Annotated in this window: 19 protein-coding genes; 8 read left to right on the top strand and 11 right to left on the bottom strand. The window is 65.9% G+C overall.

Going from position 1 to position 17,678, the window contains the following annotated elements; genetic code table 11:
- Positions 1 to 7 precede the first annotated feature (7 nt).
- From CLV77_RS14320 to CLV77_RS14275, 10 genes are all read right to left on the bottom strand, one after another.
- Positions 8 to 211, bottom strand: a complete 204-nt coding sequence (locus CLV77_RS14320; RefSeq protein WP_076980237.1) for a hypothetical protein — start codon at positions 209 to 211, stop codon at positions 8 to 10.
- A 70-nt stretch (positions 212 to 281) separates the two neighbouring features.
- Positions 282 to 1,061, bottom strand: coding sequence for a succinate dehydrogenase iron-sulfur subunit (locus CLV77_RS14315; protein WP_076980236.1), 780 nt, complete (start codon positions 1,059 to 1,061; stop codon positions 282 to 284).
- Positions 1,062 to 1,071: 10 nt separating this feature from the next.
- Entirely contained in the window at positions 1,072 to 1,389 is a 318-nt protein-coding gene (locus CLV77_RS14310) for a putative periplasmic lipoprotein (protein WP_076980235.1), read from the bottom strand.
- On the bottom strand, positions 1,389 to 3,194 hold the full coding sequence (gene sdhA / locus CLV77_RS14305; protein ID WP_076980234.1) for a succinate dehydrogenase flavoprotein subunit: 1,806 nt from the start codon (positions 3,192 to 3,194) through the stop codon (positions 1,389 to 1,391). The genes CLV77_RS14310 and sdhA overlap by 1 nt, the downstream gene beginning before the upstream one ends.
- Before the next feature lie 12 nt (positions 3,195 to 3,206).
- Complete coding sequence (gene sdhD, locus CLV77_RS14300; protein ID WP_076980233.1) at positions 3,207 to 3,578, bottom strand: succinate dehydrogenase, hydrophobic membrane anchor protein; 372 nt, start codon at positions 3,576 to 3,578, stop codon at positions 3,207 to 3,209.
- Between the two features lie 10 nt (positions 3,579 to 3,588).
- A complete protein-coding gene (gene sdhC, locus CLV77_RS14295; protein WP_076981130.1) occupies positions 3,589 to 3,972 on the bottom strand; it encodes a succinate dehydrogenase, cytochrome b556 subunit in 384 nt (127 codons plus the stop codon).
- 283 nt (positions 3,973 to 4,255) lie between these two features.
- Entirely contained in the window at positions 4,256 to 5,293 is a 1,038-nt protein-coding gene (locus tag CLV77_RS14290) for a MaoC family dehydratase (protein WP_076980232.1), read from the bottom strand.
- On the bottom strand, positions 5,293 to 5,496 hold the full coding sequence (locus CLV77_RS14285; RefSeq protein ID WP_076980231.1) for a DUF1737 domain-containing protein: 204 nt from the start codon (positions 5,494 to 5,496) through the stop codon (positions 5,293 to 5,295). The genes CLV77_RS14290 and CLV77_RS14285 overlap by 1 nt, the downstream gene beginning before the upstream one ends.
- Before the next feature lie 34 nt (positions 5,497 to 5,530).
- Positions 5,531 to 6,076 carry an NnrU family protein gene (locus tag CLV77_RS14280; protein ID WP_076980230.1) on the bottom strand — a complete coding sequence of 182 codons (546 nt, stop codon included), beginning with the start codon at positions 6,074 to 6,076 and terminating at the stop codon, positions 5,531 to 5,533.
- Positions 6,073 to 6,951, bottom strand: coding sequence for an HpcH/HpaI aldolase/citrate lyase family protein (locus tag CLV77_RS14275; RefSeq protein WP_076980229.1), 879 nt, complete (start codon positions 6,949 to 6,951; stop codon positions 6,073 to 6,075). The genes CLV77_RS14280 and CLV77_RS14275 overlap by 4 nt, the downstream gene beginning before the upstream one ends.
- Before the next feature lie 187 nt (positions 6,952 to 7,138).
- On the opposite strand from CLV77_RS14275, the gene CLV77_RS14270 reads away from it, so the two are divergent.
- The 5 genes from CLV77_RS14270 to odhB all read left to right on the top strand — a co-directional run bounded on the left by CLV77_RS14270 (position 7,139) and on the right by odhB (position 14,865).
- Positions 7,139 to 7,468, top strand: coding sequence for a hypothetical protein (locus tag CLV77_RS14270; protein WP_076980228.1), 330 nt, complete (start codon positions 7,139 to 7,141; stop codon positions 7,466 to 7,468).
- A gap of 284 nt (positions 7,469 to 7,752) precedes the next feature.
- A complete protein-coding gene (locus tag CLV77_RS14265; RefSeq protein WP_076980227.1) occupies positions 7,753 to 8,769 on the top strand; it encodes a PRC-barrel domain-containing protein in 1,017 nt (338 codons plus the stop codon).
- A 226-nt stretch (positions 8,770 to 8,995) separates the two neighbouring features.
- Positions 8,996 to 9,958 carry a malate dehydrogenase gene (mdh, locus tag CLV77_RS14260; protein WP_076980226.1) on the top strand — a complete coding sequence of 321 codons (963 nt, stop codon included), beginning with the start codon at positions 8,996 to 8,998 and terminating at the stop codon, positions 9,956 to 9,958.
- Between the two features lie 359 nt (positions 9,959 to 10,317).
- The gene (locus tag CLV77_RS14255; protein WP_076980225.1) at positions 10,318 to 13,272 is read left to right on the top strand and encodes a 2-oxoglutarate dehydrogenase E1 component; all 2,955 of its coding nucleotides are present in this window, start codon (positions 10,318 to 10,320) and stop codon (positions 13,270 to 13,272) included.
- A 6-nt stretch (positions 13,273 to 13,278) separates the two neighbouring features.
- The gene (gene odhB / locus CLV77_RS14250) at positions 13,279 to 14,865 is read left to right on the top strand and encodes a 2-oxoglutarate dehydrogenase complex dihydrolipoyllysine-residue succinyltransferase (RefSeq protein WP_076980224.1); all 1,587 of its coding nucleotides are present in this window, start codon (positions 13,279 to 13,281) and stop codon (positions 14,863 to 14,865) included.
- A 24-nt stretch (positions 14,866 to 14,889) separates the two neighbouring features.
- Here the strand turns inward: odhB and CLV77_RS16430 are convergent, their stop codons facing one another.
- Positions 14,890 to 15,090 carry a YHYH domain-containing protein gene (locus CLV77_RS16430; RefSeq protein WP_197685741.1) on the bottom strand — a complete coding sequence of 67 codons (201 nt, stop codon included), beginning with the start codon at positions 15,088 to 15,090 and terminating at the stop codon, positions 14,890 to 14,892.
- A 204-nt stretch (positions 15,091 to 15,294) separates the two neighbouring features.
- On the opposite strand from CLV77_RS16430, the gene CLV77_RS14240 reads away from it, so the two are divergent.
- The 3 genes from CLV77_RS14240 to lpdA all read left to right on the top strand — a co-directional run bounded on the left by CLV77_RS14240 (position 15,295) and on the right by lpdA (position 17,592).
- Complete coding sequence (locus CLV77_RS14240; RefSeq protein WP_076980222.1) at positions 15,295 to 15,681, top strand: MAPEG family protein; 387 nt, start codon at positions 15,295 to 15,297, stop codon at positions 15,679 to 15,681.
- A 28-nt stretch (positions 15,682 to 15,709) separates the two neighbouring features.
- A complete protein-coding gene (locus tag CLV77_RS14235) occupies positions 15,710 to 16,120 on the top strand; it encodes an MAPEG family protein (protein WP_076980221.1) in 411 nt (136 codons plus the stop codon).
- An 83-nt stretch (positions 16,121 to 16,203) separates the two neighbouring features.
- Positions 16,204 to 17,592: a dihydrolipoyl dehydrogenase gene (gene lpdA, locus CLV77_RS14230; protein WP_076980220.1), complete on the top strand. Its 1,389-nt coding sequence runs from the start codon at positions 16,204 to 16,206 to the stop codon at positions 17,590 to 17,592.
- Positions 17,593 to 17,678 lie beyond the last annotated feature (86 nt).

Genomic DNA, 17,678 nt, shown 5'->3' with positions numbered 1-17,678 from the left:
GCGCGGGTCAGCCCCGGGTCTGCCCGGGGGCCAGGCAGTCGCGGGGCGGTGCGGGACTGTCGGTCTGCGCCTCGGCGCCGCAAGCGACGCAGCGCCACTCGGCACGGCCATTGACCAGCGCCCGGCGCCGCCAGCGGCAGGCGCGTGTCCGGCGGTTGGCCAGCAGCAGCACCAGCACGAAGGCCACAAGCACCCCCAGGACGATGATCATGCACCGGGCCCCGTGTGCCCTTCCCACGCGGCCCGGCGGGCCTGGGGACGGGCGGGTGCCGATCCGGGGATCAGACGATCCTCTCGACCAGGGCCTTCTTGATCTCGGCGATTGCCTTGGCGGGGTTCAGGCCCTTGGGGCAGGTCTTGGTGCAGTTCATGATCGTGTGGCAGCGGTAAAGCTTGAACGGATCTTCCAGATCGTCCAGCCGCTCGCCCGTCGCCTCGTCGCGGCTGTCGACGATCCACCGCTGGGCGTGCAGCAGGGCGGCGGGGCCGAGATAGCGGTCGCCGTTCCACCAGTAGGAGGGGCAGGCCGTCGAGCAGCTGGCGCACATGATGCACTCGTAGAGACCGTCGAGCTTCTTGCGGTCCTCGATCGACTGGCGCCATTCCTTCTGCGGCTCGTTGGTCTTGGTCTCGAGCCACGGCTTGATGCTGGCGTGCTGGGCGTAGAAATGGGTCAGATCGGGGATGAGGTCGCGCACCACCGGCATGTGCGGCAGCGGGTAGACGCGGACCTCCGAGGCGACCTCATCGAGGCCCCGGGTACAGGCCAGCGTGTTCACCCCGTCGATGTTCATGGCGCAGGAGCCGCAGATCCCCTCGCGGCAGGACCGGCGGAAGGCCAGGGTGGGGTCGATCTCGTTCTTGATCTTGATCAGCGCGTCCAGGATCATCGGGCCACAGCTGTCCATGTCGACGAAATAGGTGTCGACACGAGGGTTCTCGCCGTCCTCGGGGCTCCAGCGGTAGATGCGGAACTTGCGCAGGTTGGTGGCGCCGGCGGGCTTGGGCCAGGTGCGCCCGGTCTTGATGCGCGAATTCTTGGGGAGCGTCAGCTGAACCATCTCTCGCCTCCTATCGGATCATCGTGGGCAGAACGGAAACCGCCGCGCATTGCAGAACCTCGGGCCGCCGGGCCAGGCCCAGAACCACGGCGTAGGTGTCGGTGCCCGGGCCAATGGTGGCGGCCTTGGCAATCTCGATCAGCTCGTGGGTGGCGGCGTTGTCGATGATGCAGTCGGTCAGCGCCTGGGCGGGGGCCCCGGGGAAACGCTCTTCCACGATGGGCTTGATCACGCGGCGGGCGGCGTTGCGGGTGGCCTCCTCGACCGGGTTGGTGGCGCAGGCCGACAGGACAAGTGCGGCCGCGAGCGGCAGGAAGTAACCACGCATCAGTAAACCCTCGCCTTCGGTGCAATCTTCTTGAGCTGGATGCCGCCCTCGTCCTCGGTCGTCAGGGGATCGAGGTGGACGGGACGATAATCCAGCGTGACTTTTGAGCCGTCGACGGTCGCCAGCGTGTGCTTGCGCCAGTTGACGTCGTCGCGGTCTGGATAATCCTCATGGGCGTGGGCGCCGCGGCTTTCCTTGCGGGCCTCGGCGCTGACGATGGTAGCCAGGGCGTTGGGCATCAGGTTGGCCAGTTCCAGCGTCTCCATCAGGTCGGTGTTCCAGATCAGCGAGCGGTCGGTGACCTGAAGGTCATTCATCTTGCCGGCGATGTCGGTCATCTTATCGACGCCTTCGGCCAGGGTCTTGTCGGTGCGGAAGACGGCGGCGTCCGCCTGCATCGCGCGCTGCATCTCGAGGCGCAGGGCGGCGGTGGGGGTGGCGCCGCTGGCGTGGCGGAGCCCGTCGAAGCGCGACAGCGCCCCCTCGATCGCGCGGGGGGACGGGACCGGCGTGGGGCTGGCGGGGTCAACCACCTCGGCCGCGCGGATGGCGGCGGCCCGACCGAAGACCACCAGGTCGATCAGACTGTTCGAGCCCAGGCGATTGGCGCCGTGGACCGAGGCGCAGCCGGCCTCGCCCACGGCCATCAGGCCGGGGGTGACGGCATCGGGGGCCTCGGGCGTGGGGTTCAGCACCTCGCCCCAGTAGTTCGTGGGAATGCCGCCCATGTTGTAATGGACGGTGGGGATCACCGGGATCGGTTCCTTGGTCAGATCGACGCCCGCGAAGATACGCGCCGATTCCGAGATGCCGGGCAGACGCTCGGCCAGTGTCTCGGGCGGCAAGTGGTTGAGGTGCAGGTGGATGTGGTCGCCATCGGCGCCGACGCCCCGCCCCTCGCGGATCTCGATCGTCATGCAGCGCGAAACCACGTCGCGGCTGGCCAGATCCTTGTAGGTGGGGGCATAGCGTTCCATGAACCGCTCGCCCTCGGAATTGGTCAAGTAGCCGCCTTCGCCGCGGGCGCCCTCGGTGATCAGACAGCCGGCACCGAAGATGCCGGTGGGGTGGAACTGCACGAATTCCATGTCCTGAAGCGGCAGGCCGGCGCGGGCGACCATGCCGCCGCCGTCGCCGGTGACAGTATGGGCCGAGGTGGCGCTGAAATAGGCGCGGCCATAGCCGCCGGTGGCCAGCACGACCATCTTGGCGGCGAAGACGTGGATCGTGCCGTCATCCAGCTTCCAGCAGACGACCCCTTCGCATTTGCCGTCGTCGGACATCAGCAGGTCGATGGCGAAATACTCGACGAAGAACTCGGCCTTCTGCTTCAGGCTCTGACCGTACAGCGTGTGCAGGATGGCGTGGCCGGTGCGGTCGGCGGCGGCGCAGGTACGCTGCACCGGGGGGCCTTCGCCGAATTCGGTGGTGTGACCGCCGAAGGGTCGCTGGTAGATTTTGCCTTCCTCGGTGCGCGAGAAGGGCACGCCGTAATGCTCAAGCTCGTAGACCGCCTTGGGCGCCTCGCGCGCCAGGTATTCCATCGCGTCGGTGTCGCCCAGCCAGTCCGAGCCTTTGACCGTGTCGTACATATGCCACTGCCAGCTGTCGGGGCCCATGTTGCCAAGGCTTGCGGCGATGCCACCCTGGGCCGCCACGGTGTGCGAGCGGGTGGGGAAGACCTTGGTCACGCAGGCGGTGCGCAGACCGCGCTCGGCCATGCCGAGGGTCGCGCGCAGGCCGGCACCGCCGGCGCCGATCACCACCACGTCGTAGACATGGGTCTCATATTCATATGCGGCCATTGAACAGGCTCCTTATAGCGCCAGGCGGGCGATGGCGAAGACGCCGGTGGCGGCGGCGCCATAGCTCAGCAGCGTCATCGCGATCAGCAGGACCGTGCGGGTCAGCCCGTGGGTGTAATCCTCCAGCAGGACCTGGACCCCACCGAGAAAGTGCATGAAGCCGACGACGATCGTCAGCGCGGCGACGATGGCCGGGAACGGACGCGAGAAATAGGCGACCACCTCGGCATGTTCGCGCCCCAGCATGGGGCCGAAGGTGAAGACGAACAGCGGCACCAGCACCAGCAGCGCGGCCGAGCTTTTGGTCATGGACCAGAAATGATGGGTGCCGTCGCGGGCCGACCCCTGGCCCAGGGCGCGTTTATGATCGGTCAGATAGCGCATGCAGGCCTCCTCAGACGAAGAACAGGGTGACGAGGGTCAGAACGAAGCTGCCGGCGATCACCGCCCAGCCCAGGGTCTCGGCGGTCTCGAGCTCCAGCCCGCGGCCCGTGTCCCAGTAGAGGTGCCGCAGACCCGCGAGGCTGTGATACCACAGCGCCCAGAGCGACAGCGTCATCACCAGGTCGCCGAACCAGCTTGTGATGAGCCAGTCGGCAAAGGCGAAATACTCGGGCCCGATGGACGCGGCCAGGAACCACCACACGATCATGAGCGCGACCAACAGCAGCGCGTTGCCGGTCAGACGTGTGAGAATCGACGTCATCGAGGTAAGCTGTGGCCGGTAGATCGTCAGGTGCGGAGAAAGGGGCCGGTTGCCCCGGTTCACGTCTGGCATGGTCTTGGCCCTTTCGTTGCTGTCCGTCCCGGAGCCCGTCCGATATGGCCCGTATTCCATATAGTGTTCTGCGGCGAAGTCACGTGCCGCAAGCGCGAAATCGGCCCGAATCTGCCGCTTGGGCATCAAAAAAATCCATTAGTGATCACGAAATTGAGCAGTGTGATCACGTATTTGGAGCGCGTGATAACAAATCCCACCGCCCCGCACTGTGGCCGCTCACGCCCCGCGCCGCAGGGTGTTGCGCGGCGGGCGCGGGGCCATGGGTGCCGGCAGCCTTGCCCTAGACAGGCACCAGCGCCCAGTAATCCAGGTCCAGCAAAACGTGGGGAAGGTACTTGCCGTCCTCATCGCGCAGGGCGAACGCCTCCCCCCCGGATGTCGCGACAAGGCGCAGCCGCAGCGCGCCCACCCCGGGCCGGTCTGTCGGGGCCTTGTCCAGCACCTCGGACCAGGCGCGGATGGTGGTGCCCGCAAAACAGGGGTTGGCGTGGCTGCCCCCGTTCAGCGCCACGATCATCTGGGCGTTGGCCAGCCCGTTGAAGCTGAGCGCGCGGGCCATCGAGATGACGTGCCCGCCATAGATCAGGCGCCGCCCGTCGGGGCGCGAACTGGCGTCGAAATGCACCTTCGCCGTGTTTTGCCACAGGCGGGTGGCGAGCATGTGCTCGGCCTCCTCGACGGTCACGCCATCCACGTGGTCGATCTTTTCACCGACCTCGTAGTCGTCAAAGCGGTGCGGCTCGCCGGCGGCAGTGAAATCATAGGTGCTGAAATCCAGCCCCTCGGGCAGGGGAAGGTCGCTGGCGGCCACCGCGTGCGCCAGGTCGGGCACGACGGTTTCGGGCGCCGGGGCATCCTCGTCGCGCTTGCGCACCATCACCCAGCGCACGAATTCCATCACGCAGTCGCCGTTCTGGTCCAGCCCCCGCGTGCGCACCCAGACCACGCCGGTCCGCCCGTTGGAATTCTGCTTCAGCCCGATCACCTCGGAGGTGGCGCGCAATGTGTCGCCGGGCGTCACCGGGCGCAGGAACCGCCCCTCTGCATAGCCCAGGTTCGCCACCGCGTTGATCGAGATGTCGGGCACCGACTTGCCGAAGACCAGGTGAAACCCCGCCAGGTCATCCAACGGCGAGGCTGGCAGTCCGCATCCCCGGGCAAACTCGTCCGAGGAATAAAGCGCGTGCCGCGCCGGGTAGAGCGCATGGTAAAGCGCCCGCTCCCCGCCCGAGACGGTGCGCGGCACCGCGTGTTCGATCACCTGGGCCAGGCGGTAATCCTCGAAGAACCGGCCGGCGTCGGTCTTCTGGGCGGCCATCACTGCTGGCCCAGCTTCATGTCGGGATGATAGCTGCCCTCGATCTCCTTGGTCACGGCCTGTCCGCAACGCATGATGCCGGCGGCGGCGTCAAAGGTCTGGGTCGGCGAGCCGTAAAGCTCCCACCCTTTCGACAGGGCCTCGCTGACCTTGTGGCAGAAGGCGGACGTGTCCTCTTCGGACAGGAAACGATAGATCTTCATGGCTGTTCCTCAGGCGGAAAAAGTCGGAAAAGGGTCAGGAGAACGGGCTGGGCCCGATCCACACATGCAGCGCCGCGATGACGCCGTAAACCACCAGGGTGATGACCAAGGCGCGGATCTCGACGGCGACGGGGCGCGGCGGCGGCGGGGTCCAGTCCGGCGCGCGGCGGTTGATGACCACCATCTCGGCCAGCGCCCACAACCCGATGCCCCCGAAAAGCACGATCGAGGCCGCGTCACCGTTCACGATCAGATGCGCGACCGACCAGACCAGCGCCCCCGTCAGCATCGGGTGGCGCAAATGGCGGTGCAGCCGCGACTTGGCCCCGCTGACCGCGAAAAGATAGACGGCCACCAGCATCAGCAGATTGTTGAGATGGCGCGCCCAGCCGGGGGTGTCATAGACCTGATCGACCGGCGCCGCGCGATAGCCCAGCACCATCAGAACCAGGCCCCCAACGATCAGAAGCGCCGCAACACCCTTGCCGGCCCCGCCCATCCGGGCGCGCAGGTCGGGCAGCGCGGGTTTCAGGAAGTGCCCGGCACTCCATAGCACCAGTCCGAGGATCAGCCATGTCATTGGTCTTGTCCTTCCATTGCGGCAATCGCGTCGGCCGCGGCCAGGGTCTTGCGCGCGGTTTCCACGTGCAGGTTCTCGACGATCGAGCCGTCGACCACGGCCACCCCCTGCCCTTCGGCACAAGCGGCCTCGAACGCCGCGATCTGGCGGCGGGCCAGGTCAACCTCTGCCTCCGAGGGGGCGAAGACCTGATTGGTGATGGCAACCTGGCCGGGATGAATCAGCGTCTTGCCGTCAAAGCCCAGGTCGCGCCCCTGTTCGCATTCGGCGCGCAGGCCCTCCTCATCCCGGAAGGCGTTGTAGACCCCGTCGAGGGCGACCAGCCCGTGACAGCGCGCGGCCAGCAGGCTGTGCTGCAACGCGGTCATCAGGGGCAAGCGGTCGGCCCGGTTGCGGCAGCCCAGTTCCTTGGCCAGATCGTTGGTGCCCAGAACAAAACCCGCGATCCCCTCGGCCCCGGCGATGGCGGCGGCGTTCAGCACGCCTTCGCAGGTTTCGATCATGGCCCAGACCGGGGTGTCGGGATAGCCCGCCGCCGCCATCCGCTGGCGCAGGTCGGCGACATGCTCGGGCCGGCCCACCTTGGGCAACAGGATCCCGTCGGCGCCCACGTCGGCCATACGCGCCAGGTCGGCCTCACCCCACTCGGTGTCGAAGCCGTTTATCCGCACCAGACGAACCCGCGAGCCGTACCCACCCGCGACAAGCGCCTCGGCCAAAGTCTCCCGTGCCTGTGCCTTTTCATCGGGGGCGACTGCGTCCTCCAGGTCGAAGATGATCGCGTCCACCGGCAGGCCACGGGCCTTTTCCAGCGCGCGCGGCTTCGAACCGGGGATGTAGAGGACCGAGCGGTGGGGGTGGGACCGGTGGGACATGATTCTTCCTCTTCGCAACTTATGGAATGGGAGGGACCACGTTTGCGCAAGAAGTTGCAAGACCCTCGGGTGTTTTTCCGCGAATTCGCGGCTTCTCCTAAGGCATCGTTTACCAAGGGCCCGCACGCGACACGCGATCTAGGGCCTCCGGACCCCACCCTGCGCCAAGTCACAGCAGGAGTCCCCCATGCAACGCAGTCTTTTCACCATGTCCTTCGGCTTTGCCGCACTTCTTTACCTGACCCTTGCCTCGACAAGTTGGGGCCAGACCGGCGCGCGCAAGGTCTGCGCCCCGCGCGAGGTCGTCCTGAAGAAACTGAGGACAAGCTTTGGAGAGCGGCGACAAAGCATCGGCCTGAGCCGCGACGGCACCATCGTCGAGGTCTTTGCCTCTCCCGCCACGGGCACCTGGACCATCACCGCGACCTTCGTCAGCGGCACGACCTGCATCGTGACGTCGGGGCGCTATTTCGAAATGCCCAAGGAAAAGCCTGCGCCGTCCGGGGTGCCCGCCTGACGATCAGGGCCGCCCAGACGCGCGAGCGGCGTCGCAATCGTCAAGGAAAGACCCCTGATTCCGGCGGCTTGGGGCGCTGACAGACGTGGTTTGTCGGGGGCATCCCCGGGCCTGCGACAATGGTCGCCCGTGCGCCGGGGGATTCGTGTTGAACGCCTCGCGACCCGCTTTGGTTCCATTAAATTATTATACAATTTCAGGAACATGGCCGTCACATCCGACGTTACTCCATCATACTGCGGGCTGTAGGGGCCTGCCTGAAGGAAGAGCGAAGGAGACTACCAATGAAACGCTTTATGGCATCTGCTGCGACCGCCCTGGTCCTGTCGACCTCGGCCTATGCCGCACAGCATTCCGTTGCTTTCACGGATTACAATTTCGAAGCAACCAGCGACATTTACGCATCCGAGCTGATCGGTGCACGGATCTATGCCACCGAAGCAGAGGTCGAGGGCGAAGTCGCCGACGGTGCCGAGAAAGAGTGGGAAGACCTGGGCGAGGTCAACGACGTGATCCTCAGCCGTGATGGTCAGGTTCAGGCCGTGATCCTGGGCGTCGGCGGTTTCCTGGGCATTGGTGAGCGTGACGTCGCCGTTTCCATGGACCAGATCAAGATCGTCAAGGAAGAAGGCGACAGCGATGACTGGTTCCTGGTCGTCAACGCCAACCGCGCCATGGTCGAGGAAGCCCCCGAGTATGTCCGCTCCGACAAGATGACCGAAGAGAAGGCCGAAGGCGAAGCAAAGATGCCCGCCAACAACGCCGCTGCTCCGGTCGTGACCGAGCCCAAGTCGGACGCTGACCCCGACATGGAAACCGAGACCGAGATGGAGAAGGACGCCGAGGCGGCCGCCGCCGAGGTCGAGAAGGATGCGAAGAACATCGCAGCCGAAGCCGAAGCCGAAACCAAGGAGGCAACTGCCGAAGCATCCGCCGAGATGAACAAGGCAGAAGCCGAAATGAAGGACGAGCGCCCGATGCTGACCGCCCCCGATGTGGAGCGTGAAGGCTACAGTGCAGCAACTCCCGATGATCTGACCGCTGACGACCTCGAAGGCGAGAACGTCTACGGCGCCGACGACAAATCGGTTGGCGAGATCGACGAGCTGATCCTGACCGACGACGGCAAGATCGAGCGCGTTGTCATCAACGTCGGTGGTTTCCTGGGCATTGGCGAAAAGCCGGTTGCCGTCACCTTTGACGAGCTGACCATCCTGCGCAACGAAGGCGGCGACGACGTTCGCATCTACATCGACGCCACCAAGGAATCGCTGGAAGCACAGCCGAAGTACGAAAACTGATAGCTTTCCCGCGACACGGATCGGCCGGCTCCCGCAAGGGGGCCGGCCTTTTTTGTTGCAGACGCGGCGCTGCAAAAGTGAAGGTCGGTTGAATCGGGAACGTTTCCAGAGGGTTGCGCCCGCATGAACGGCGCCGGTCCGGGCGGACGGCGGGCCTCGCTCTTGCGGAGCTACCCAAGACTGGCTAACCAAAGCCGCGAAAAGTCAATGGATCGGAGACACTTTCATGGCCAGACCAAAGATCGCACTGATCGGTTCGGGACAGATCGGCGGCACGCTTGCGCATCTCGCTGCCATCAAGGAACTGGGCGATGTCGTCCTGTTCGATATTGCCGAGGGCACCCCGCAGGGCAAGGCCCTGGACATCGCGGAGTCCGGCCCCTCCGAGAAATTCGACGCCGCCCTCACCGGCACCAATGACTACGCCGACATCGCCGGTGCCGATGTCTGCATCGTCACCGCCGGCGTCCCGCGCAAGCCGGGCATGAGCCGCGACGACCTGCTGGGCATCAACCTCAAGGTCATGAAGTCGGTCGGCGAGGGCATCGCCAAGCACGCCCCCAACGCCTTCGTCATCTGCATCACCAACCCGCTGGACGCGATGGTCTGGGCGCTGCGCGAATTCTCGGGCCTGCCCCACGAGAAGGTCGTCGGCATGGCCGGCGTTCTGGACAGCGCGCGCTTCCGCCACTTCCTCAGCCTGGAGTTCGACGTCTCCATGCGCGACGTGACGGCCTTCGTGCTGGGCGGCCACGGCGACACGATGGTGCCGCTTGCCCGCTATTCGACCGTTGGCGGCATCCCCCTTCCCGACCTGGTGAAGATGGGCTGGACCACGCAGGAAAAGCTGGACGCGATCATCCAGCGCACCCGCGACGGCGGTGCCGAGATCGTCGGCCTGCTGAAGACCGGCTCGGCCTTCTACGCCCCCGCGACCAGCGCCATCGAGATGGCTGAGGCCTACCTGAAGGACCAGAAGCGCCTTCTGCCCTGCGCTGCCTGGGTCGACGGTGCCTTCGGCCTGAAGGGGATGTACGTGGGCGTGCCCACCGTGATCGGTGCAGGCGGCGTCGAGCGCGTGGTCGACATCAAGCTCAACAAGGACGAGCAGGCGATGTTCGACAAGTCCGTCGAATCCGTCCAGGGGCTGGTCAGCGCCTGCAAAGAAATCGACGAGACCCTCGCCTGATCCATGACATTGCTCCGGGGGCCCGCGTGGCCCCCGGACTTTTCCGGAGCCGGTCCGGCCCAAGTCTTCCGGCCTTACGTCCCGTCTCGTCCTGGCGCCCTGCCGCTGTCGCGGCCTACGCCCCCGGCCCGAGACTCATTCCAACAGCCTGATTTCCCTTGTTCGCCCCGGCATGACCATGCGCGGGGCAATTATGTGATCACGCTTTCACAAGCTGTGATCACATAACGCGCTATTTTCCGCCCGACAGAGGGAAACCACGCAAAATTCGTTTATTTCGCTCCCAGACCCATGTTTACACCGAGAGGGTCCCGCCGCGCGCGGGGCCGGGATCCAAATTCGCCTGACAGGGGCATCGCATGACCGATCAGAGCAACAATGACGCGTTCCACGCCTCGAGCTTTCTCCAAGGCCACAACGCCGAGTATATCGAACAGCTTCACGCCCGCTACGCCGAGGACCCGAACGCGGTCGACGAGGCCTGGCAGCAGTTCTTCCGCCAGATGGGCGACACCGAGGTGGACGCCAAGCGTGAGGCCGCCGGCCCCTCCTGGGCGCGCCGCGACTGGCCGCCCCAACCCGATGACGAGCTGACGCACGCCCTCGACGGCCAATGGGCCGGCGAAGAGCAGAAGCACGCGGGCGAGAAGATCCGCGCCAAGGCGCAGGCCGCCGGCGTCTCGGTCAGCGACGAGGCCGTGCGCCGCGCGGTGCTCGACTCGGTCCGTGCCATCATGATCATCCGCGCCTACCGGATCCGGGGCCACCTGGTCGCCGATCTTGATCCGCTGGGCATGCGCGACCAGACCCCCCACCCCGAGCTTGATCCCCGCTCCTACGGCTTCACCGAGGCCGACATGGACCGGCCGATCTTCATCGACAACGTGCTGGGGCTGGAAGTCGCATCGATGCGCGAGATCCTTGCGATCGTGAAGCGCACCTACTGCGGCACCTTCGCGCTGCAGTTCATGCACATCTCGGACCCCGAACAGTCCTCGTGGCTGAAAGAGCGGATCGAGGGCTTCAACAAGGAGATCCGCTTCACCCGCGAGGGACGGCGCGCGATCCTCAACAAGCTGGTCGAGGCCGAGGGCTTCGAGAAGTTCCTGCACGTCAAATACATGGGCACCAAGCGTTTCGGTCTGGACGGTGGCGAGGCGCTGATCCCCGCGATGGAACAGGTCATCAAGCGCGGCGGTGCCCTGGGCGTCGAAGAGATCGTCATCGGCATGCCCCACCGGGGCCGCCTGTCGGTGCTGGCCAACGTGATGGGCAAGCCCTACCGCGCCATCTTCAACGAATTTCAGGGCGGCAGCTTCAAGCCCGACGATGTCGACGGATCGGGCGACGTGAAATATCACCTCGGCGCCAGCTCGGACCGCGAGTTCGACGGCAACACCGTGCACCTGTCGCTGACCGCCAACCCCAGCCACCTTGAGGCCGCCAACCCCGTCGTGCTGGGTAAGGCACGCGCCAAGCAGAACCAGATCAACGACGCCGACCGCCGCCGGGTGCTGCCGCTGCTGCTGCACGGCGACGCGGCCTTCGCGGGTCAAGGCGTGGTTGCCGAATGTTTCGGCCTGTCGGGCCTGAAGGGCCACCGCACGGGCGGCACCATGCATATCGTGGTCAACAACCAGATCGGTTTCACCACCGCGCCGCATTTCAGCCGCTCGTCCCCCTACCCGACCGACATCGCGCTGATGGTCGAGGCCCCCATTTTCCACGTCAACGGCGACGACCCCGAGGCCGTGGTCCACGCCGCCAAGGTCGCGACCGAGTTCCGGCAGAAGTTCTGCAAGGACGTGGTGATCGACATCATCTGCTACCGCCGCTTCGGACATAACGAGGGGGATGAACCGATGTTCACCAACCCCGTCATGTACAAGCGCATCAAGCGACACAAGACGACGCTGCAGCTTTATACCGAGACGCTGGTTCGCGACGGCCTGATCCCCGAGGGCGAGATCGAGGACATGAAGGCCGCCTTCCAGTCGACCCTCAACACCGAGTTCGAGGCCGGCAAGGATTATCGCCCCAACAAGGCTGACTGGCTGGACGGGCGCTGGTCGCATCTCGATCCCAAGGGCAAGAAGTATCAGCGCGGCAAGACCGCCATCAAACCCGAGGTCTACGATGCTCTGGCCACGGCCCTGACCACCGCCCCCGACGGGTTCGAACTGCACCGCACGGTCGAGCGTCTGCTCGAGACCAAGGCGCGCATGTTCGAAACCGGTGAGGGCTTTGACTGGGCCACCGGCGAGGCGATGGCCTTCGGCTCGCTGATGCTGGAAGGCTACCCGGTTCGCCTGTCCGGCCAGGACAGCACGCGCGGCACCTTCTCACAGCGCCACTCGGCCCTTGTCGATCAGAAGACCGAGGAGCGTTACTACCCGCTCGACAACATCCGTGCGGGTCAGGCCCGGTTCGAGGTCATCGACTCGATGCTGTCGGAATACGCGGTGCTGGGCTTCGAATACGGCTACTCGCTGGCCGAGCCCAACGCTCTGGTCGGTTGGGAAGCCCAGTTCGGCGATTTCGCCAACGGCGCACAGATCATGTTCGACCAGTTCATCAGTTCGGGCGAGCGCAAGTGGCTGCGCATGTCGGGCCTGGTGATGCTGCTGCCCCACGGCTTCGAGGGTCAGGGCCCCGAGCACAGCTCGGCCCGGCTGGAGCGTTTCCTGCAGATGTCGGCCGAAGACAACTGGATCGTCGCCAACTGCACCACGCCGGCCAACTATTTCCACATCCTGCGCCGTCAGCTGCACCGGTCGTTCCGCAAGCCTCTGGTGCTGATGACCCCCAAGTCGCTGCTGCGCCACAAGCTGGCTGTGTCGCGCAAGGAGGATTTCGTCACCGGCTCCTCCTTCCACCGGGTGCTGTGGGACGATGCCCAGCAGGGCAATTCCGAAACCAAGCTGGTCGGCGACGACAAGATCCGCCGCGTGGTGATGTGTTCGGGCAAGGTCTACTACGACCTGCTGGAAGAGCGCGACGCACGCGGTATCGACGACGTCTACCTGCTGCGGATCGAACAGTTCTACCCCTTCCCGGCCCTGTCGCTGGTCAAGGAGTTGGAGCGGTTCAAGGATGCCGAGATGGTCTGGTGCCAGGAAGAGCCCAAGAACCAGGGCGCATGGACCTTCATCGAACCGAACATCGAATGGGTGCTGACCCGCATCAAGGCCCGCCTGCAACGGCCGGTCTATGTCGGGCGCAACGCCTCGGCCTCGCCCGCAACCGGCCTGGCCAGTCAGCACAAGGCACAACAGGAAGCGCTCGTCGACGAAGCGCTGACCATCGAAGGGTAAGTACACATGTCCACAGAAGTCCGCGTCCCCACCCTGGGCGAAAGCGTCACCGAGGCCACCGTGGCCACCTGGTTCAAGAAGAAGGGTGACAGCGTCGCCGTCGACGAGATGCTGTGCGAGCTCGAGACCGACAAGGTGACGGTCGAGGTTCCCTCGCCCGCAGCCGGCGTACTGACCGAAATCGTCGCCGCCGAAGGCGACACCGTCGGGGTGGACGCCCTGCTGGCCGCCATCGCCGAGAGCGGCGAGAAGGGTGCGTCCCCGGCCCCGGCCGCGGCGGAAAAGCCCGCCGACAGCGCCCCCAAGGCCAAGGCCGATGCAGCGCCCGCCCCATCGGGCGGCGCGGGCGGCTCGATCGACGTGATGGTGCCCACCCTGGGGGAAAGCGTGACCGAGGCGACCGTGTCGTCCTGGTTCAAGAAGCCCGGCGACCAGGTCGCCCAGGACGAGATGCTGTGCGAGCTTGAGACCGACAAGGTCTCGGTCGAGGTGCCGGCGCCCGCCGCTGGCATCCTGTCCGAGATCCTGGCCGCCGAGGGCAGCACCGTCGAAGCCGGCGGCAAGCTGGCGATCCTGACCGGCGCCGATGGCGCGGCCGCGGCGGCATCGACCGCCGGCCAGACCGCCCCTGCCCCCGCCGCCCAGCCCACGGGTACGGCCAGCAACGACGCCACCGCCCGCGGCGACGTCGAGGATGCGCCCAGCGCCCGCAAGCTGATGGCCGAGCACGGGCTGAGTCCCGAGCAGGTCCAGGGCAGCGGCCGCGACGGCCGCATCATGAAGGAAGACGTGCAGCGCGCCGTCTCGGAAGGGGCGCGGAAGCCCGCGCCCGCCGCCTCTGCCCCGGCGCCGGCGCCCCAGGCGCCCCGTGCCCCCGTCGCGGCCGAGGACAGCGCCCGCGAGGAGCGGGTCAAGATGACCCGCCTGCGCCAGACCATTGCCCGGCGCCTCAAGGACAGCCAGAACACCGCCGCCATGCTCACCACCTACAACGAGGTGGACATGACCTCGGTCATGGAGCTGCGCAACGAGTACAAGGACCTGTTCCTGAAAAAGCACGGCGTGAAGCTGGGCTTCATGTCCTTCTTCGTGAAGGCCTGCGTGCACGCCCTGGCCGAGGTGCCCGACGTCAACGCCGAGATCGACGGCAACGAGGTCATCTACAAGAACTACGTCCACATGGGCGTGGCCGTGGGCACGCCCAATGGCCTTGTGGTGCCGGTGGTGCGCAATGCCGACCAGATGTCCTTTGCCGCGATCGAGAAGAAGATCGCCGAGCTGGGCGTGCGCGCCCGCGACGGCAAGCTCAGCATGGCCGAGATGCAGGGCGGCAGCTTCACCATCTCGAACGGCGGCGTCTACGGCTCGCTCATGTCCTCGCCGATCCTGAACCCGCCGCAATCGGGCATCCTGGGCATGCACAAGATCCAGGACCGCCCTGTTGCCCTGGGCGGCCAGGTGGTGATCCGGCCGATGATGTATCTTGCCCTCAGCTACGATCACCGGATCGTGGACGGCAAGGGCGCGGTCACCTTCCTGGTCCGCGTCAAGGAGGCGCTGGAGGATCCGCGCCGCCTGCTGATGGACCTCTGATAACGCGGATCCGGGACGGGGCCCCTAGCGGCGCGTCGTCCCGGGCTTGCGATGGCAATGGTAGGTGCCGCGCTTGCGGTCGTTGTGACAGCCTTCGCGGTTCAGCCCTCCGCCGTGATACACCGGGCCGGCCGAGACAAAGGACCCAATCGGTGCCACGGCAGCCAGTGCCGGCGCACCATAGGAACCGATCAAAAGTGTCAAACCCGTCATCAGAATACGCATCTCAATCTCCATTAATGAAAGTTAATGGCGGAATGGAGCGCCTCTTTTGGATTTCTGTCGATACGCCAGGCGCGCAATTGCGCCTTTGCCAAGGGCGTTACCCAGCGGACACGGGTTCCACGTCCCCGTCGGCGCCCAAGGGGCGCAATTTGCGAAAATGTGCTAGGGTTCGGATATCAGTGAGGTTTCTCAAGGAATATTCCGATGACGAGCGAACTGTCGATCCTCATGCTTTACGGGCTGCTGGTGATCGCCACCATCCTGATACAGGTGCTTCTGGCCCTGCCGCAGGTGGGGCTGCCCTATCTTGCCTCTCCGCGCGACGAACAGCGCGAGCTTCCGGGCACCGCCGGCCGGGCCGAACGGGCGCTTGGCAACTCGGTCGTGGCGATGGCGCTGTTCGCGCCGGCCATCCTGGTCCTGCACATCAACGGGGCGACCGGCCCCGCCAGCCTGCTGGCGGCTCAGGTCTTCCTGATCGCGCGGCTGATCTACCTGCCGGTCTACTTGGCCGGGATCCCGTGGTTGCGCACCGCCGTCTGGATGGTGGGACTGCTGGCGACCGCCTGGCTGTATCTGCTGGCGATCTGAGCCTCTCTGTCCACGCCGGGGGCCGGGCATGAGCGCCGAGCTTCTTGTCTTGGCGCTGGCGCTGCTGTTGCAGGTCGCGCAGTTCGCCGCGATGGCCGTCTTTGCCAATCGCGACCTTGGCCCCGGCTACACCATGTCGGCCCGGGACCGCCCCCCCTCGCGCGAGATGTCGCCGCTGGCCGGGCGGCTCCACCGGGCCCTGACCAACCATTTCGAGGCGCTGGTGCTGCACACCGGCGCCACGGTGGTTGTCCTGTTCTCGGATCAGTCGACCGCGTTCACCGCCCTCTGCGCCTGGTTCTACCTCGGGGCGCGGGTGCTTTACGTGCCCGCCTATGCCTTCGGTTGGCGCCCGGGGCGCAGCCTGATCTGGTTCGCGGGTTTCCTGGCCACCATGGCCATGCTGCTGGCCGCCCTTCTCGGGGCGCTGGTGCCATGACCGCCCGTGCCCCCCATCCCATGCAGCCGGCCCCGACGCCCCGCGTCGCCGCCCGGCAACACCCTTTCTGAAGGAGGATATTCATGTCCAGCTATGACGTCATCGTAATCGGCAGCGGCCCCGGCGGCTATGTCTGCGCCATCCGCTGCGCCCAGCTGGGCCTGAAGACCGCCTGCGTCGAGGGGCGCGAGACCTTGGGCGGCACCTGCCTGAACGTGGGCTGCATCCCCTCGAAGGCCCTGCTGCACGCCAGCCACCAGCTGCACGAGGCCGAGCACAACTTCGCCAAGATGGGCCTGAAGGGCAAAACACCCTCGGTCGATTGGAAGCAGATGCTCGCCTACAAGCAGGAGACCATCGACACCAACACCAAGGGCATCGAGTTCCTGTTCAAGAAGAACAAGGTCGACTGGATCAAGGGCTGGGCAAGCATTCCCGGCGCCGGCAAGGTCCAGGTGGGCGACGAGGTGCACGAGGCAAAGCACATCGTCATCGCCTCGGGTTCGCAGGTATCGACCATCCCCGGCGTGACGGTGGACGAAAAGACGGTCGTCACCTCGACCGGCGCGCTGGAATTGCCGAAGGTGCCGAAGACCATGGCCGTGATCGGTGCGGGCGTGATCGGGCTTGAGCTCGGTTCGGTCTACGCGCGGCTCGGGGCCGAGGTGACGGTCCTGGAATACCTGGACGGCATCACCCCCGGCATGGACCTCGAGCTGGCCCGCGCCTTCCAGAAGACGCTGACCAAGCAGGGGCTGAAATTCGTGCTGGGCGCCGCCGTCCAGAAGGTCGCGCCGGGCAAGTCCAACGCGACCGTCACCTGGCGCGCCAAGGGCAGCGACAAGGACGAAACGCTGAAGACCGATGTCGTGCTGGTCGCCACGGGGCGCAAGCCCTTCACCGACGGGCTGGGGCTTGAGGCCCTGGGCGTCGAGATGACCGAGCGCGGCCAGATCCGTACCGGCGCCGAGTGGCAAACCAACGTCAAGGGCATCCACGCCATCGGCGACGCGATCGAAGGCCCCATGCTGGCCCACAAGGCCGAGGACGAGGGCATGGCCGTCGCCGAGGTGCTGGCCGGCAAGCACGGGCACGTCAACTACGGCGTCATCCCCGCCGTGGTCTACACCCACCCCGAGCTGTCCAGCGTCGGCGAGACCGAGGAACAGCTTAAGGCCGCGGGCCGTGACTACAAGGTCGGCAAGTTCTCCTTCATGGGCAACGGTCGTGCCAAGGCCAACTTTGCCGGCGACGGGTTCGTCAAGATCCTCGCCGACAAAGAAAGCGACCGGATCCTGGGCGCCCATATCATCGGCCCCATGGCGGGCGATCTGATCCACGAGATCTGCGTGGCGATGGAATTCGGCGCCTCGGCCCAGGATCTGGCGATGACCTGCCATGCCCACCCCACCTATTCCGAGGCGGTGCGCGAGGCGGCACTTGCCTGCGGCGACGGCGCGATCCACGCTTAACGCGACCGGTTCCGTCAAAGCAAAGCCCCCCGTGCGCCGTCTGGTGTTCGGGGGATCGGAGTGTGCGGGGGGTCGGTGTATGGGGA

Origin of the sequence: Brevirhabdus pacifica, from assembly GCF_002797755.1 — a bacterium.
In the GTDB taxonomy this organism is placed as follows: domain Bacteria; phylum Pseudomonadota; class Alphaproteobacteria; order Rhodobacterales; family Rhodobacteraceae; genus Brevirhabdus; species Brevirhabdus pacifica.
This window is presented reverse-complemented; position numbering and strand designations above follow the sequence as displayed.

Excerpts from the sequence above, each read along its gene's own strand:
- CLV77_RS14280 (WP_076980230.1), bottom strand. The coding sequence starts at position 6,076 with ATGACATGGCTGATCCTCGGACTGGTGCTATGGAGTGCCGGGCACTTC.
- sdhD (WP_076980233.1), bottom strand. The coding sequence starts at position 3,578 with ATGCGCTATCTGACCGATCATAAACGCGCCCTGGGCCAGGGGTCGGCC.
- CLV77_RS14255 (WP_076980225.1), top strand. The coding sequence starts at position 10,318 with ATGACCGATCAGAGCAACAATGACGCGTTCCACGCCTCGAGCTTTCTC.
- CLV77_RS14310 (WP_076980235.1), bottom strand. The coding sequence starts at position 1,389 with ATGCGTGGTTACTTCCTGCCGCTCGCGGCCGCACTTGTCCTGTCGGCC.
- CLV77_RS14290 (WP_076980232.1), bottom strand. The coding sequence starts at position 5,293 with ATGGCCGCCCAGAAGACCGACGCCGGCCGGTTCTTCGAGGATTACCGC.
- lpdA (WP_076980220.1), top strand. The coding sequence starts at position 16,204 with ATGTCCAGCTATGACGTCATCGTAATCGGCAGCGGCCCCGGCGGCTAT.
- CLV77_RS14235 (WP_076980221.1), top strand. The coding sequence starts at position 15,710 with ATGAGCGCCGAGCTTCTTGTCTTGGCGCTGGCGCTGCTGTTGCAGGTC.
- mdh (WP_076980226.1), top strand. The coding sequence starts at position 8,996 with ATGGCCAGACCAAAGATCGCACTGATCGGTTCGGGACAGATCGGCGGC.
- CLV77_RS14240 (WP_076980222.1), top strand. The coding sequence starts at position 15,295 with ATGACGAGCGAACTGTCGATCCTCATGCTTTACGGGCTGCTGGTGATC.
- CLV77_RS14265 (WP_076980227.1), top strand. The coding sequence starts at position 7,753 with ATGAAACGCTTTATGGCATCTGCTGCGACCGCCCTGGTCCTGTCGACC.
- sdhA (WP_076980234.1), bottom strand. The coding sequence starts at position 3,194 with ATGGCCGCATATGAATATGAGACCCATGTCTACGACGTGGTGGTGATC.
- CLV77_RS14285 (WP_076980231.1), bottom strand. The coding sequence starts at position 5,496 with ATGAAGATCTATCGTTTCCTGTCCGAAGAGGACACGTCCGCCTTCTGC.
- CLV77_RS14315 (WP_076980236.1), bottom strand. The coding sequence starts at position 1,061 with ATGGTTCAGCTGACGCTCCCCAAGAATTCGCGCATCAAGACCGGGCGC.
- CLV77_RS14270 (WP_076980228.1), top strand. The coding sequence starts at position 7,139 with ATGCAACGCAGTCTTTTCACCATGTCCTTCGGCTTTGCCGCACTTCTT.
- sdhC (WP_076981130.1), bottom strand. The coding sequence starts at position 3,972 with ATGCCAGACGTGAACCGGGGCAACCGGCCCCTTTCTCCGCACCTGACG.
- CLV77_RS14320 (WP_076980237.1), bottom strand. The coding sequence starts at position 211 with ATGATCATCGTCCTGGGGGTGCTTGTGGCCTTCGTGCTGGTGCTGCTG.
- CLV77_RS14275 (WP_076980229.1), bottom strand. The coding sequence starts at position 6,951 with ATGTCCCACCGGTCCCACCCCCACCGCTCGGTCCTCTACATCCCCGGT.
- odhB (WP_076980224.1), top strand. The coding sequence starts at position 13,279 with ATGTCCACAGAAGTCCGCGTCCCCACCCTGGGCGAAAGCGTCACCGAG.
- CLV77_RS16430 (WP_197685741.1), bottom strand. The coding sequence starts at position 15,090 with ATGCGTATTCTGATGACGGGTTTGACACTTTTGATCGGTTCCTATGGT.